This window comes from Ensifer sp. Root954 (assembly GCF_001429005.1).
Lineage (GTDB): Bacteria > Pseudomonadota > Alphaproteobacteria > Rhizobiales > Rhizobiaceae > Ensifer > Ensifer adhaerens.
On the sequence record NZ_LMJM01000052.1, the window covers coordinates 264,932 to 278,629 of the forward strand.

Consider the following 13,698-nt stretch of genomic DNA (forward strand, 5'->3'; position numbering starts at 1 on the left):
CGTCAAGAGAAGGGAGAGCTTCATGGAAAATCGCAGCGCATCCGGCACCCGCATCATCAACGCCGTATTCCTGGCTGTCGTCAGCTTGCTGGCGGTTGCTGCGATCGCACTTCCTTCAGCCCGCGCCGCCGAGCTTTCCGCAGCCGACGTCTGCGACCGCGAGGCAGGCAGCATTTTCGACCTGCAACGCAATATGGTCTTCCCGGCCGTTGCCACTGAGGACATCAAGATCGGCGTCGCGCTGTCGGCCTGCCGCGAGGCCTATAACCAGAAGAGTGGCGCCCGCACCGAGTTTCAGCTGGCCCGCGTTCTCGACAAGGCCGGCCAGAAGATCCAGTCGCAACGCATTCTCGGCGAAGCCGCCGAACATGGCCACGCGCTGGCCATGACCAACTATGCCGTTCTCGTCGGCGAAGAAGGCGATACCGCCACCGAATTCGCGCTGAACCAGAAGGCCGCCGCCGCCGGCAACATTCTCGCCGCCTACAATCTCGGCGTCTCCTATCGCGACGGCATGGGAACCTCGGTCAACGGCGAACTCGCGATCGCATGGTTCGAGCGGGCATCCCTCGCCGGCGACGACGTCGCCGCCTTCAATCTCGCGGTCATCCTTGATGAAGGAAAGCTGGTCGCTGAGGACAACGCGAAGGCCGCCAAGTTCTACCGGCTTGCCGCCGACAGGGGCAATGTCGATGCCATGGTCAATCTCGGCCTGATGCTCGAGAACGGCGAAGGCATCAACAAGGACATCCCCGCGGCACGGGAAATCTTCCGCAAGGCCGCCAATGAAGGCGATGCGTTTGCCGGCCAGAAGCTCGCCGCACTCAGCGTAAGCGATGGGTTTGAGACAGCCATGCTCCCCAAGGCAAGCCGCATCAAGTAATCGAACACGCCTCCCAAGGGCCACGCGGGTCGGAGATCCCATGATCTTCGGCCCGCGTTTTCGTTTAGAACACCCCCTAAGAACGCGACCGACTAGCGGATTTCGCCTGCCTGCGGCCCCCAGGTATCGGTGAGCGCGAAGCCATCGGCCAGCGGATCGAACGGGTCGAGCGCCACCTGGTGCAGACCGAAGGTCCAGCCGCGACCGGCAATGGTCGGGATGATCGCCTCGCGACCGGCAACAGTCGTGACCCCTTCGAGGCCCACTTCGAATTCCGAACCGATGATCGAGCGGGACTTCAGGACGTCACCGACCTTGACCTTGCCGCGCGCATGCAGCGTCGCAAGGTTGGCGGAGCTGCCCGTGCCGCAAGGCGAGCGGTCGACGCGGCCCGGCCACATCGTGGTGCAGGTGCGGATCGTGCCGTCAGCCTCGACATCGCGGAACATCACATAGGCGACGCCCTTGATCTCCGGGATTTCCGGATGAACGACGGGGATGGTGCGGTTGACGATATCCTTCAGGATCATGCCGGCTTCGACGATCTCGCGGGCGTTCGCCTTGTCGATCGTGGTACCGATCTGGCCGACATCGACTAGGGCGTAGAAGATGCCGCCGTAGCAGAGATCGAGCTTGATCTTGCCCCACTTCGGCGTGTCGACCTCGACGTCGAGCTCATGCACGAAGGACGGCACCATCGTCAGCTTCACCTTTTCGCAGCGGCCGTCGCGGCAGGTGGCGGTCGCCTTGACGAGGCCGGAGGCAGTGTCGAGCATGACGACGGTCTCGGGTTCCTTCATCTCTATGATGCCGGATTCCAAAAGCGCGGTCGTGACGCAGATCGAGTTCGAGCCGGACATGGCATGGGCCTGGTCGGCCTGCAGGATGATGAAGCCGGCATCGGCTTCCGGCCGCTTCGGCGGCACCAGAAGGTTGACCGACCCGATCGAGCCGGAGCGCGGCTCCAGGCACAGGAACCGGCGCAGGCTGTCATCGACCGTGTTGATGTGGTTGAGCTGCTCGGCGATCGAGTTGCCCGGGATCTTCGGCACGCCGCCGATCGCGACCTTGCCGATTTCACCCTCGCAATGAACGTCCAGCAACTGGATCGTACGCTTCCACCGCATGCCGTTTCTCCAACGCGTTTGCCATAGCCTTAGCGGCGACCATGGCTGATATATCAGATGCGCCTGCATTACCGCTTTCCGCGCGCGCCCGCAAGAAAAACCGCGGGCCGCAGTTCGTCTGTCGAGCCCAAAGATGCGGCTTGACGCACGCCCGTCGGCGCGACAGCTTGGGCCAATCGGACGCAACCCACTGGAACTCCATGACAAAGCTGATCATCTTCACCGACCTGCATATGGTGCCCGAGGGTACGACAATCATCGGCCTTGACCCCCATCAGCGGCTGGCCAACGGCATCGCGCATGTCAACCGCTACCATGCGGACGCAGACCGGGTGGTCTTCATGGGCGACCTCACCCACTATGCGGACCGCGCGTCCTACGAGCGCCTGAAGCGGCTGATCGATCAGCTTACGCCGCCGGTCGCCATCACCATCGGCAATCATGACCGGCGCGAGGTGTTCCGCGACGTCTTTGCCGATGCCGAGACCGACGAGAATGGCTTCGTGCAGCAGGCGATCGATTTTGCCGATTGCCGCGTCCTCCTGCTCGATACGCTGTTTGCCCCGCCCTATGATTATCCGACCAGCCATGCCGGCGTACTTTGCGCCAAGCGTCTCGCCTGGCTCGACCGGCAGTTGGCCGATGCCGGCGACCGGCCGGTGCTCATCTTCATGCATCACCCGCCGCACAGGACCGGCTTTAGTGGCATGGACATGATCCGGCTCGCCAACGAGGCGGAGTTTTATGATCTCGTCAAACGGCACGGCAATGTCCGGCACATCTTCGCCGGCCATGTGCACCGCACGATCAGCGGTTCTTCCCGCGGCATTCCCTTCTCGGTTTTCAAGAGCCCGGTGCACCAGCAGCCGATGCCCTTCGATGCACCGGACGCGTCGTTGTCGGTCGACGAACCGGCGGCCTATGGCATCGCTGTCGTGACCGCCGATGGCGTGCTGGTGCATACGGAGGACTACGAGATCGCTCGCCGGGATGCCGCCATCGCGTAAGGCCATTTCGAACGCACGGCCTTCATGCTAATTTGACGGCATGACCGAACCCGTATCCCTCGACGAAAGCTTCGATTGCCAGAGCTGCGGCGCCTGCTGCGCCTATTCGGCCGACTGGCCGCGTTTCTCGCTGGAGACGGACGAGGAGCTCGACCTGATCCCGGCGGAGTATGTGTCCGCCGATCTCGGCGGCATGCGTTGCGAGGACGATCGCTGCTTGGCGCTCAACGGCAAGCTCGGCGACCATGTCGGCTGCAAGATCTACGCGATCCGACCGATCGTCTGTCGCACCTGCATGCCGGGCGATGACGAGTGCCTGATGGCCCGCGAGAAGCATTTCGGCAAGGCCGCATAACACCGGATCATCCGGCGAATTTGCAAACATTCCGCATCCTCTGCGGCGCCGCGCGCGTGGGACGGTGAAACATTCCGCTAAAGATCAAATTTGCCGGATGGATGTACGGCGAAAGGAAGCGTATTTTCCGCCCACGATCGAGGGCGCGCCGCGCCTTCAAAACCGCTTCCCGGAGGATAGCGCTCGATGAGCCAGACACCGCTTCACAAGACCACTGCAGAGACCGGCGCGCCTCAGGCTCCCTTTGCCGAGTTCGCCCCGCCAGTCCGACCGCAGAGCACGCTGCGCCAGGCGATCACCGCCGCCTACCGCCGGCCGGAAACGGAAGCGCTGCCGGCACTGGTCGAAGCCGCAACGCTCGACGCCACCACCCGTGCGGCCGCCGCCAAGACGGCGCGCAAGCTGATCGAGGCGCTACGCGCCAAGCACAAGGGTTCGGGCGTCGAAGGCCTCGTGCAGGAATATTCGCTCTCCAGCCAGGAAGGCGTGGCGCTGATGTGCCTGGCCGAAGCGCTGCTGCGCATTCCGGACACCGCAACCCGTGACGCACTGATCCGCGACAAGATCGCCGACGGCGACTGGAAGTCGCATATCGGCGGTGGCCGCTCGCTGTTCGTCAACGCCGCCACCTGGGGTCTCGTCGTCACCGGCAAGCTGACCTCAACCGTCAACGACCGCAGCCTTTCCGCCGCGCTGACCCGCCTGATCGCCCGCTGCGGCGAACCGGTCATCCGCCGCGGCGTCGACATGGCAATGCGCATGATGGGCGAACAGTTCGTCACCGGCGAAACCATCGACGAGGCGCTGCGCCGTTCGCGCGCACTCGAGCAGAAGGGCTTCCGCTATTCCTACGACATGCTCGGCGAAGCGGCGACGACGGCTGCCGACGCGGAGCGTTACTACCGCGACTACGAGCAGGCGATCCATGCCATCGGCAAGGCATCGGCCGGCCGCGGCATTTATGAAGGCCCCGGCATCTCGATCAAGCTTTCGGCGCTGCACCCGCGCTACGCCCGTTCGCAGGCGTCGCGTGTCATGGAAGAGCTTCTGCCGAAGGTGAAGGCGCTCGCCGTTATCGCCAAGAAATACGACATCGGCCTCAACATCGACGCCGAGGAAGCCGACCGTCTCGAACTTTCGCTCGACTTGCTCGAAGAACTCTGCCTCGACAAGGATCTCGCCGGCTGGGCCGGCATGGGCTTCGTCGTCCAGGCCTATGGCAAGCGCTGCCCCTACGTGCTCGACTTCATCATCGACCTTGCGCGCCGCGCCGGCCGCCGCGTCATGGTGCGCCTCGTCAAGGGCGCGTACTGGGACGCCGAGATCAAGCGCGCGCAGCTCGACGGTCTCGAAGACTTTCCGGTCTATACCCGCAAGATCTACACCGACGTCTCCTACATCGCCTGCGCCAAGAAGCTGCTGGCCGCAACCGACGTGATCTTCCCGCAGTTCGCGACCCACAACGCCCAGTCGCTGGCGACCATCTACGAAATGGCCGGCAAGGACTTCAAGGTCGGCAAGTACGAGTTCCAGTGCCTGCACGGCATGGGCGAGCCGCTCTATGACGAGGTGGTCGGCAAGGGCAATCTCGACCGTCCCTGCCGGATCTACGCGCCGGTCGGCACCCATGAGACGCTGCTGGCTTACCTCGTTCGCCGCCTGCTCGAAAACGGTGCGAACTCCTCCTTCGTCAACCGCATCGCCGACCCGAAGGTCTCGGTCGACGAACTGATTGCCGATCCGGTCGAGATCGTGCGCGCGATGCCGGTCGTTGGCGCACCGCACGACCAGATCGCGCTGCCCGACAACCTCTTCGGCGACACGCGCCGCAACTCCGCCGGTCTCGACCTTTCGAACGAAGCCGGCCTGACCTCGCTGACCGCAGCGCTCCAGGCAAGTGCGACGGTTAACTGGAAGGCCGTTCCGCAGCTGGCAACGGGGCCTGCCTCCGGCGAAACCCGCGCCGTCGTCAACCCCGGCGACCACCGCGACGTGGTCGGCTCCGTCACCGAGGCATCGGAAGCCGACGCCCGCCAGGCAGCGACGCTTGCCGCCAAGGCCGCCGCGAGCTGGGCCGCCGTCTCGCCCGCCGAGCGCGCCGCCTGCCTTACCCGCGCTGCCGATCTGATGCAGGCGCGCATGCCGACCCTGCTTGGCCTCATCGCCCGCGAAGCCGGCAAGTCGCTGCCGAACGCCATTGCCGAAGTGCGCGAAGCGATCGACTTCCTACGCTACTACGCCGAACAGACGCGTCGCACGCTCGGCCCGGCTCACAAGGCGCTTGGTCCCATCGTCTGCATCAGCCCATGGAACTTCCCGCTGGCGATCTTCGCCGGCCAGATTGCCGCCGCGCTCGTCGCCGGCAACCCGGTGCTGGCGAAGCCCGCTGAAGAAACCCCGCTGATCGCCGCCGAAGGCGTGCGCATTCTGCACGAGGCCGGCATTCCCGCCGACGCGCTGCAGCTGCTCCCCGGCGACGGCCGCATCGGTGCGGCGCTCGTTGCCGCGCCTGAGATCGCCGGCGTGATGTTCACCGGCTCGACCGAAGTCGCCCGCCTGATCCAGGCGCAGCTTGCCGATCGACTGTCGCCGGCCGGCCGGCCGATCCCGCTGATTGCCGAAACCGGCGGCCAGAACGCCATGATCGTCGACAGCTCGGCACTTGCCGAACAGGTCGTCGGCGACGTCATCGCCTCGGCCTTCGACAGCGCCGGCCAGCGCTGCTCGGCGCTGCGTGTTCTTTGCCTGCAGGAAGACGTTGCCGACCGCACGCTTTCGATGCTGAAGGGTGCTCTGCATGAGCTCAAGATCGGCCGCACCGACCGGCTCGCGGTCGATGTCGGCCCTGTTATCACCGCTGAGGCCAAGGGCATCATCGAGAAGCACATCGATGCCATGCGCGGCCTCGGCCGCAAGGTCGAGCAGATCGGCCTTGCTTCCGGCACCGAACAGGGCACCTTCGTGCCACCGACGATCATCGAGCTCGACAAGCTCTCGGACCTCAAGCGCGAGGTCTTCGGTCCGGTTCTGCACGTCATCCGCTACCGCCGCGACGATCTCGACCGGCTGATCGACGACATCAACGCCACCGGCTACGGCCTCACCTTCGGTCTGCACACGCGCCTCGACGAGACCATCGCCCACGTCACCTCGCGGGTGAAGGCGGGCAACCTCTACGTCAACCGCAACGTCATCGGCGCCGTCGTCGGCGTTCAGCCCTTCGGCGGACGTGGCCTCTCCGGCACCGGCCCGAAGGCTGGCGGCCCGCTCTATCTCGGCCGCCTCGTCGCCACCGCCCCGGTCCCGCCGCAGCACAGCTCGGTTCACACCGATCCTGTTCTGCTCGACTTTGCCAAGTGGCTCGACGGCAAGGGTAAAAAGGCGGAAGCCGAAGCCGCCCGCACCGCCGGCAGCAACTCGGCCCTCGGGCTCCACTCCGAGCTTCCGGGCCCGGTCGGCGAGCGCAACCTCTATGCACTGCATCCGCGTGGCCGCGTGCTGCTGGTTCCGACCACCGAAACCGGCCTCTACCACCAGCTGGGTGCCGCCCTTGCGACCGGCAACACCGTCGTCGTCGACGCGGCTTCCGATCTGCAGGCTTCGCTGAAGGACCTGCCGGCGAGCGTCGCCGCACGCCTTTCCTGGTCGAAGGATTGGGCCGCCGACGGTCCGTTCGCAGGCGCGCTCGTCGAAGGTGACGGTGCCCGCGTGCGCGAAGTCAGCAAGACGATCGCCGGCCTTCCCGGCCCGCTCGTTCTCGTCCAGGCGGCTTCGAGCGAAGAGATCGTCAAGAACCCCGACGCCTATTGCCTGAACTGGCTGCTCGAGGAGGTCTCGACCTCGATCAACACGGCAGCAGCCGGCGGCAATGCCAGCCTGATGGCGATCGGCTGATCGGTTCCATATCTTGCGAAGCGCCCTCTCCCGTCGTGGGAGAGGGCTAAACTGACTGACATTCCACCAATAGGGCGTCCTCGCCCCTGCACTCGTTCCGGGACAACGGCGAAGTGTGTGCGGTCTCCATCGTGACCGCATCTACCAGAGCACAAGCTGCATCCACCGTGGCGCCGCCCCCAACAATCCGTTATCAGCGTCTGAGAAACGGAAGCAGCCATGTTCACCCTCAAGCGCATCGAAACGGCAAACCAGGACGTCAAGAAGAGCCGGTTTCTGGCCTTTGCCGCGCCCATTGCCGATGAGCAGGCGGCAAAAGACTTCCTCGCCTCCCACTCCGACCCCACCGCCAACCACAATTGCTGGGCATGGCGCATCGGCCAGGCCTATCGCTTCAGTGACGACGGCGAGCCGAGCGGCACGGCCGGTAAACCGATCCTCGCGGCCATAGACGGCCAGGAGCTCGACCGCGTCGCGGTCGTGGTCACCCGCTGGTTCGGCGGCATCCTGCTCGGCAGCGGCGGCCTGGTGCGCGCCTATGGAGGCACGGCGGCGCTGTGCCTCAGGGCGGCGGAAAAGATCGAGATGATCGAGACCGTGCGCGCCACCGTCTCCCTCGATTTTTCCGACATGGCGCTGATCAAGGCGCGGCTTCTCGCGCGCGATGTGGCGATCATCAATGAGAGCTTCACCGACAAGGGGCCTGTGCTGACGGTGGAGGTTCGCAAGGACGAGGCGGAGGCGATCCTCGCCATGGTCGTTGACCTCAGCCGCGGCAAGGCCGTGGTTTCGCTGGACGACTAGCCCCTTAGGTCCGAGAAACCCCACGGCGCAGCACCGACCGCAACGAACGGGTCACTGCCGAAAAATGTGCGCGGTATCCTGCGCCACGTCCCGCGCTAATTTACTCGATCCGAACAGTCATATTAGAAGCGCCCCAGCCAGCGTATGATCCGCGACGCACAAACAGGAGACAGCACGATGAAGACGAGAGTTCTTGGCAAGACCGGCGCAACCATATCCGAAATCGGTTTCGGCGCCTGGCAAATTGGCGGCTCCTGGGGCGATGTCAGCGAGGCAGACGGCAAGCGCGCGCTCAATGCCGCGCTCGATGCTGGCGTCACCTTCGTTGACACCGCCGATGTCTATGGCGACGGCCGCTCCGAAAAGATCATTGCAGCGGTGTTGAAGGAGCGCGGGGGCGACAAGCCCTTCGTCGCAACCAAAGCCGGCCGCCGGCTGAGCCCGCATGTTACCGAAGGCTATACCGGCGAAAACATCGAGGCCTTCATTGACCGCAGCCTTTCAAATCTCGGCGTCGAGATGCTCGATCTGGTGCAGCTGCATTGCCCGCCGACCGAGGTCTACTATCGGCCGGAACTGTTCGGCGCGCTCGACCGGCTCGTTGCCAAGGGCAAGATCCGCCACTATGGCGTCTCGGTCGAAAAAGTAGAGGAAGCGCTGAAGGCGATCGAATATCCCGGCGTTGCGACCGTGCAGATCATCTACAACATCTTCCGCCAGCGTCCGCACGAGCTGTTCTTCGCGGAAGCGCAGAAAAAGAATGTTGGCGTCATCGTGCGCGTGCCGCTCGCCTCGGGGCTGCTTTCCGGCAAGATCAGCAAGGATACCGCATTCGCAGCCGACGACCACCGCAACTTCAACCGCCATGGCGAAGCCTTCGATGTCGGCGAGACTTTTGCCGGTGTGCCGTTCGAGGCGGCGCTGGAAGCCGTCGAGCAGCTTCGCCCGCTGGTGCCCGAGGGCGTGCCGATGGCGCAGTTTGCGCTCCGCTGGATCCTCGAGCAGCAGGCGGTCTCCGTGGTGATCCCGGGCGCCCGCAATGAGGCTCAGGCGCAATCCAACGCCGCTGCCAGCGCGCTTGCCGCCATCGACGACGAGACCAAGGCGGCGATTGCCGCGGTTTACGAGCGGCTGGTGAAGGTTCATGTTCATCATCGCTGGTAACTGACGCCTCAACGACGGGGCGACCAAGGGGGGGGCAGCGACATGAGCGATCCCTTCGATCTGCAGCGGTTCGTCACCGCACAGGACCGCGTCTATGCCGCGGTCCTCGATGAACTCGCACACGGCCAAAAGCGAACGCACTGGATGTGGTTCGTCTTTCCGCAGCTTGCTGGCCTTGGCCATTCGGCAATGGCAGAGCGCTACGCGATATCCGGGCTTGGCGAAGCGTCGGCCTATCTCGCCCATCCGGTGCTCGGCCCCAGGCTGCGCGAATGCACCGAGCGGACCAATGCGGTTACGGGCAGATCGGCCCACGACATTTTCTCCAGCCCCGATGACATGAAGTTCCGGTCATCGATGACCCTGTTTGCCGAGGTCGAGAAAGACGGGGGGACGTTCGGAGCGGCGCTTGCGCGCTATTTCGCGGGAGAGAAGGATCGGCGCACTATGGAAATCCTGGCGCAACGGCATTGATGCCGGCGTTCAAGCGCTCAAGATGCGCGTTTCGGCGACCGTCAGAGGTTGGGCGTCGAATGGATCAGGAAGAACAGGATCATGAAGGCACAAACCGAAAGGCCAGCAACAATCACCAGCAGTTCTTTCATCATATAGCGATACATCGGCACCTCCTTTCTTCAGCGGCCCCTTCCTCCTTCATATAGGAAGCCGAGGGACCGATTTTCACACTTCGGCGTCAAAAGATCGTGAACCCGCCCGCGCTTTCGTGATCGGATTCTTGATCGTTGCAGCCCGGCCCATTGCCGCCGCGACACCGCGCGCGAGCAGTGTAAATCATTATATACTAACATATATTATTGTCTCCTAATCCTTTCGAGGGTCAGCGTTGCCGGAGCTCCCGCTGACGCGCGCGAAACAAGCGGCACGACAACCATTGACGAATGGCAGATTGCCTTCTAAATCTACACCCAACGTCAGGTTTAGATAGGTGCCGGATTGTCGTCGCTCATGCAAATTGGGGAACTGTCGGAACGGGCCGGCGTCAGCCACCGCACGATCCATTACTACGAGCGGCTGGGCCTGGTGAAGCCGGCCGAGCGCGAAGGGGCCGGCTACCGCTACTATGACGAGACCGCCGCGAAACGACTGGAGAAGATCGCGGCGCTGAAACGTCTCGGTCTCAGCCTCGACGAGATCGCCGCTGTCATCGACCTCTATTTCGAGGATGCAAGCGGCATCCGGGGAAAGGAGTGCGTGCTGGAAATCCTGCAAGCCCAACTCGACAAGACGAATGCCCAACTCGACGAGCTCTCGACATTCAAACGGGACCTCGAAAACAACATCGCCCGCATGCACGGGCTGATCTCCGAGGCGCGGCAAAAGTAAGCGCGGCACGAATGGGATTTGGCACATGCATAATCTACACTTGACGTCAGGTTACACTAATAGGTTCACTTGCCCTACTGGCTCGGCCCACGCCGACTCCGCTTCCGTTGTCGGCAACGTCAGCTTCTTGAGCGCTCTCCTTGGCGATCCGCGATCGCAGGGCTCGATCTCATGACCACCTTCCGACCCCCCAAACCAGACAAAAGGAGCTCTGGACATGCCGCATAGATGCCCCCTCGCGGTCCTTGCCGCCCTCGGCCTTGTCGCCGTCACGGCAACCGCAAACATGGCCCAGGCAGAGACCAAGGCAACGCCAGCCGCGACCGGCAGTGCCCACCCCGCAGCCGCCACCATCGCCGCCTTCATGCCCGCCGGTTACCGCGAGGCAGCCCGCCGAACCGCCGTCGTCGATGGTGAAGCTGCGGAACTCGTCCGCTACGAGCGCGCCGACGGACGCAATGCCGCCCTCGGCGGCGAGCACTTCAGCACCGTCATCGCCGACGACGGCCGCCTCAAGGGTTTTGCCCGGATCGATCTGGACCTAGTCCGCCACCCGTTGCCGACACGCGAGGAAGCGCAGGCAATCGCCATGGACTTCCTGCGTGAAGCGGCGCCGGACCTTCTGCCGGGAATGAGGATCAGCTGGATCGACCCGCATGACGAACCGCTGCGGGTTACCCGCAAGGGACGCACCGAGGTGCCTGACCCTCACGGGCATGAAGGTCAAGATGCGCAACCAGGCCGACGGCCTCTGGATGTGGGTCATCGTCGGCGCGGACCGCAAGGTCATGGTCTTCGAGCGCGACATTCACTGGATCAGCTTTCCCGGACGCCGCGGAACGGAAAAGTGGCTTCACGATGCCTGGCTCGTCGAGAAGGGCTACAGCCTGGGCCAGTCCTGATCCGCCTACCGGATTGAGGGAACGCGAGCCCTCAGGGCCGCTGACTGCTCGATTCGGATCCAGTGAAGGAGCGGCATCGCGATTCACCAGCCGCAAGCCTGGCCCGCGGAACGCTGCAAACGAAGACACTTGAAGGATGTGAGAGGCGCGTCGCGAAACGCAAGGTCGCGACGCGCGACCCAGGTGGCGATCCGGAAGAACCGGATCTAGACATCATCTATGTCTTTGAAAAGAATGGCGCACCCGAAGAGATTCGAACTCCTGACCCCCAGATTCGTAGTCTGGTGCTCTATCCAGCTGAGCTACGGGTGCTTTTGCCTGAAGCGGTCGAACCGCTTGCGTGAGCGGTTCTCTAAAGGGTCCTTTCGGGGATTGCAAGCGCCGTTCTGTAAAAAATTTCATTTTTACGACGGCACGCCCGCTTTGCTGTGGACCGAGGCAACCGCGCCGGCGCTGAACCCGCTGGAAAGCAAGGGGTGCCGCCGCAGGACCTGGCTGCGAAAAATAATTGAAGGGTGCCACCTCCGCCGCCCATGCGCCAGACGAGCCGCGCGCGGTGGTCGGTCAGACCCCGCCCAAATATGGAATCACCAACGGTTCCGGCTCGACACTCAAGAGGGTGAATGTGCGGCGCTAATGGCGGAACTTCGAACGGAAGGCGTCGAGCGGCACCGGCCGGTCGGGCAGCTCGATGCGAAACAGCGTGCCCGGCGTCGGCTTTTCGACGAGCGCGATCGTGCCGCCATGGGCCAACACCAGTTCGCGCGCGATCGCCAGCCCAAGCCCCGTGCCTCCGGAGCGCGCCGAGCCGCGGAAAGCGGCGAACAGGTTTTCCCGCGCCTTGGGCGGCATGCCGGGCCCGGTATCGTCCACGGAAATGGTGACGACGCTGCCGATGCGCATGGCGGAAACGGCAACGGTGCGTGGGCGGCCATCCTCCGGCTCGTGATTGGTCAGCGCCTGCACGGCGTTGCGGCAGATGTTGTGCACCACCCGGAAGAGCTGCTCGCTGTCGGCGTCGACCTCGAGGTCGTCCTGCATCTGGATCTGGAAATCGATGCCGGATTGCGGATCGATCGCCAGCAATTCGGCGACATCGGAGACCAGCGGTTTCAGCGCAACGAAGCGTCGATGCGGCTCGGCCTCGGTCGTGCGACCGTAGGACAGGACCTCGCGGGTGTAGCCGACGGCGCGGTCGATGGTGCGCAGCAGGGTCGGCGCGAAGCGCTTGACCACCGGGTCGTCCACGTCGGCCAGGCGGTCGGAAATCAACTGCGCCGAGGACAGGATGTTGCGCATGTCGTGGTTGATCTTCGACACGGCGAGCCCGAGTTCGGCCAGGCTCTTCTGCTGCTTCAGCGTCTTTTGCAGCTCGCGCTGCATGCTGGCGAGATGCTGCCCGGCGACGGCGAGTTCGTCGTGCCCCTGCGGCGGCACGAGCACGCGGGCCGGATCGGCCGGATCGTTGGAAAACTCCTGCATGTTGGCCGTCATGCGCCGGATCGGCGCAATCAGCATGCGGTTGATGGCCAGGAAGATCAGCGCCGCGGTGATCAGCGAAATGATCAGCGACAGGACAAAGACGTTGCGCGAGTAGACGAGCATGGCCTTGCGCAGGCTCGCATCCTTCATCAGGAGCTCGATCGTCGCATCGCTTTCGCCGAGCGGCCCATAGACACGGATCACGCGGTCGCCGCCGAAGAGCAGCGTATCGAAAGCATCGCGGATGGCTGCGACGGCTGTGGAATTGGCGACGTCGTACTCGCCCTGGATCTCAAGCGGCATGTCGGTGAGCGCGATCATGCGCGAGGCGTCCTTGCGCCGGATGACGATCGCCTTCGTGCCGGTCGCCATCAGCGTGTCCTTCTGGACGCTGCGCGGCAGTTCGACATTCTGCAGACCATCGACGACGACGGCAGCAGCGGCTGCCGTATTCAGCCGATCCTCGAGCCAGCGAATGCGCATGGTGGCAACCGACGGCGCGAAGATCAGCACTTCCGCCAGCATGACGAAGACAATGGTCAAGAGCAGCAGCTTGCCGGATAGGCCGCGGAAAAACCCGGCACCGGTTCTCAATGCCTCGCCTGCCATCGCCGGACGTGTTTCTTCCGCCATGCCTTACAAACTTTCCTGCCCGTCAACCAAAACGCCTGGGACCCCGTATGAACATCCGGGCCATGGGGCATCGCGCCTGCGGCGCATAATAGGAGATGGCCGC

General features: G+C 64.0%; 11 protein-coding genes, 1 tRNA gene and 1 pseudogene. 10 read left to right on the plus strand and 3 right to left on the minus strand.

Translation table 11 applies throughout. The annotated features are described in order from the left end of the window. Positions 1 to 22 precede the first annotated feature (22 nt). Positions 23 to 568: pseudogene (locus ASE71_RS37535) on the plus strand (sel1 repeat family protein); the annotation flags it as partial. Beyond that, positions 545 to 883: a tetratricopeptide repeat protein gene (locus ASE71_RS37540; RefSeq protein WP_309139233.1), complete on the plus strand. Its 339-nt coding sequence runs from the start codon at positions 545 to 547 to the stop codon at positions 881 to 883. The pseudogene ASE71_RS37535 and the gene ASE71_RS37540, both read left to right, overlap by 24 nt. A gap of 92 nt (positions 884 to 975) precedes the next feature. Here ASE71_RS37540 and ASE71_RS31825 read toward each other — a convergent pair whose 3' ends face one another. Further along, the gene (locus ASE71_RS31825) at positions 976 to 2,010 is read right to left on the minus strand and encodes a proline racemase family protein (protein WP_034797259.1); all 1,035 of its coding nucleotides are present in this window, start codon (positions 2,008 to 2,010) and stop codon (positions 976 to 978) included. A gap of 200 nt (positions 2,011 to 2,210) precedes the next feature. Here ASE71_RS31825 and ASE71_RS31830 point away from each other — a divergent pair, with 200 nt between their 5' ends. From ASE71_RS31830 to ASE71_RS31865, 8 genes are all read left to right on the plus strand, one after another. Further along, a complete protein-coding gene (locus tag ASE71_RS31830) occupies positions 2,211 to 3,017 on the plus strand; it encodes a phosphodiesterase (protein WP_034797261.1) in 807 nt (268 codons plus the stop codon). A 40-nt stretch (positions 3,018 to 3,057) separates the two neighbouring features. After that, positions 3,058 to 3,372 carry a YkgJ family cysteine cluster protein gene (locus tag ASE71_RS31835; RefSeq protein WP_034797263.1) on the plus strand — a complete coding sequence of 105 codons (315 nt, stop codon included), beginning with the start codon at positions 3,058 to 3,060 and terminating at the stop codon, positions 3,370 to 3,372. A 186-nt stretch (positions 3,373 to 3,558) separates the two neighbouring features. Then, the gene (gene putA, locus ASE71_RS31840) at positions 3,559 to 7,266 is read left to right on the plus strand and encodes a trifunctional transcriptional regulator/proline dehydrogenase/L-glutamate gamma-semialdehyde dehydrogenase (protein WP_060519837.1); all 3,708 of its coding nucleotides are present in this window, start codon (positions 3,559 to 3,561) and stop codon (positions 7,264 to 7,266) included. Positions 7,267 to 7,485: 219 nt separating this feature from the next. Continuing rightward, complete coding sequence (locus ASE71_RS31845) at positions 7,486 to 8,070, plus strand: IMPACT family protein (RefSeq protein ID WP_060519835.1); 585 nt, start codon at positions 7,486 to 7,488, stop codon at positions 8,068 to 8,070. Between the two features lie 177 nt (positions 8,071 to 8,247). Then, positions 8,248 to 9,234, plus strand: coding sequence for an aldo/keto reductase (locus tag ASE71_RS31850; RefSeq protein ID WP_060519833.1), 987 nt, complete (start codon positions 8,248 to 8,250; stop codon positions 9,232 to 9,234). Positions 9,235 to 9,276: 42 nt separating this feature from the next. After that, positions 9,277 to 9,708 carry a DUF1810 domain-containing protein gene (locus tag ASE71_RS31855; RefSeq protein WP_060519832.1) on the plus strand — a complete coding sequence of 144 codons (432 nt, stop codon included), beginning with the start codon at positions 9,277 to 9,279 and terminating at the stop codon, positions 9,706 to 9,708. 492 nt (positions 9,709 to 10,200) lie between these two features. Next, positions 10,201 to 10,578, plus strand: a complete 378-nt coding sequence (locus tag ASE71_RS31860; RefSeq protein WP_060519830.1) for a MerR family transcriptional regulator — start codon at positions 10,201 to 10,203, stop codon at positions 10,576 to 10,578. Between the two features lie 217 nt (positions 10,579 to 10,795). Then, the gene (locus ASE71_RS31865; RefSeq protein ID WP_200949920.1) at positions 10,796 to 11,497 is read left to right on the plus strand and encodes a hypothetical protein; all 702 of its coding nucleotides are present in this window, start codon (positions 10,796 to 10,798) and stop codon (positions 11,495 to 11,497) included. A 218-nt stretch (positions 11,498 to 11,715) separates the two neighbouring features. On the opposite strand, the gene ASE71_RS31870 is transcribed toward ASE71_RS31865, so the two are convergent. Together ASE71_RS31870 and ASE71_RS31875 are read right to left on the minus strand one after the other, a co-directional pair. Then, positions 11,716 to 11,792, minus strand: a tRNA-Arg gene (locus ASE71_RS31870). Positions 11,793 to 12,113: 321 nt separating this feature from the next. After that, a complete protein-coding gene (locus ASE71_RS31875; RefSeq protein WP_060519828.1) occupies positions 12,114 to 13,595 on the minus strand; it encodes a sensor histidine kinase in 1,482 nt (493 codons plus the stop codon). Positions 13,596 to 13,698: the final 103 nt, after the last annotated feature.

What these genes read in the sequence shown, in the direction of transcription:
- putA (WP_060519837.1), top strand. Translation starts at nt 3,559, where the DNA reads ATGAGCCAGACACCGCTTCACAAGACCACTGCAGAGACCGGCGCGCCT.
- ASE71_RS31835 (WP_034797263.1), top strand. Translation starts at nt 3,058, where the DNA reads ATGACCGAACCCGTATCCCTCGACGAAAGCTTCGATTGCCAGAGCTGC.
- ASE71_RS31830 (WP_034797261.1), top strand. Translation starts at nt 2,211, where the DNA reads ATGACAAAGCTGATCATCTTCACCGACCTGCATATGGTGCCCGAGGGT.
- ASE71_RS31865 (WP_200949920.1), top strand. Translation starts at nt 10,796, where the DNA reads ATGCCGCATAGATGCCCCCTCGCGGTCCTTGCCGCCCTCGGCCTTGTC.
- ASE71_RS31825 (WP_034797259.1), bottom strand. Translation starts at nt 2,010, where the DNA reads ATGCGGTGGAAGCGTACGATCCAGTTGCTGGACGTTCATTGCGAGGGT.
- ASE71_RS31875 (WP_060519828.1), bottom strand. Translation starts at nt 13,595, where the DNA reads ATGGCGGAAGAAACACGTCCGGCGATGGCAGGCGAGGCATTGAGAACC.
- ASE71_RS31860 (WP_060519830.1), top strand. Translation starts at nt 10,201, where the DNA reads ATGCAAATTGGGGAACTGTCGGAACGGGCCGGCGTCAGCCACCGCACG.
- ASE71_RS31855 (WP_060519832.1), top strand. Translation starts at nt 9,277, where the DNA reads ATGAGCGATCCCTTCGATCTGCAGCGGTTCGTCACCGCACAGGACCGC.
- ASE71_RS31845 (WP_060519835.1), top strand. Translation starts at nt 7,486, where the DNA reads ATGTTCACCCTCAAGCGCATCGAAACGGCAAACCAGGACGTCAAGAAG.
- ASE71_RS31850 (WP_060519833.1), top strand. Translation starts at nt 8,248, where the DNA reads ATGAAGACGAGAGTTCTTGGCAAGACCGGCGCAACCATATCCGAAATC.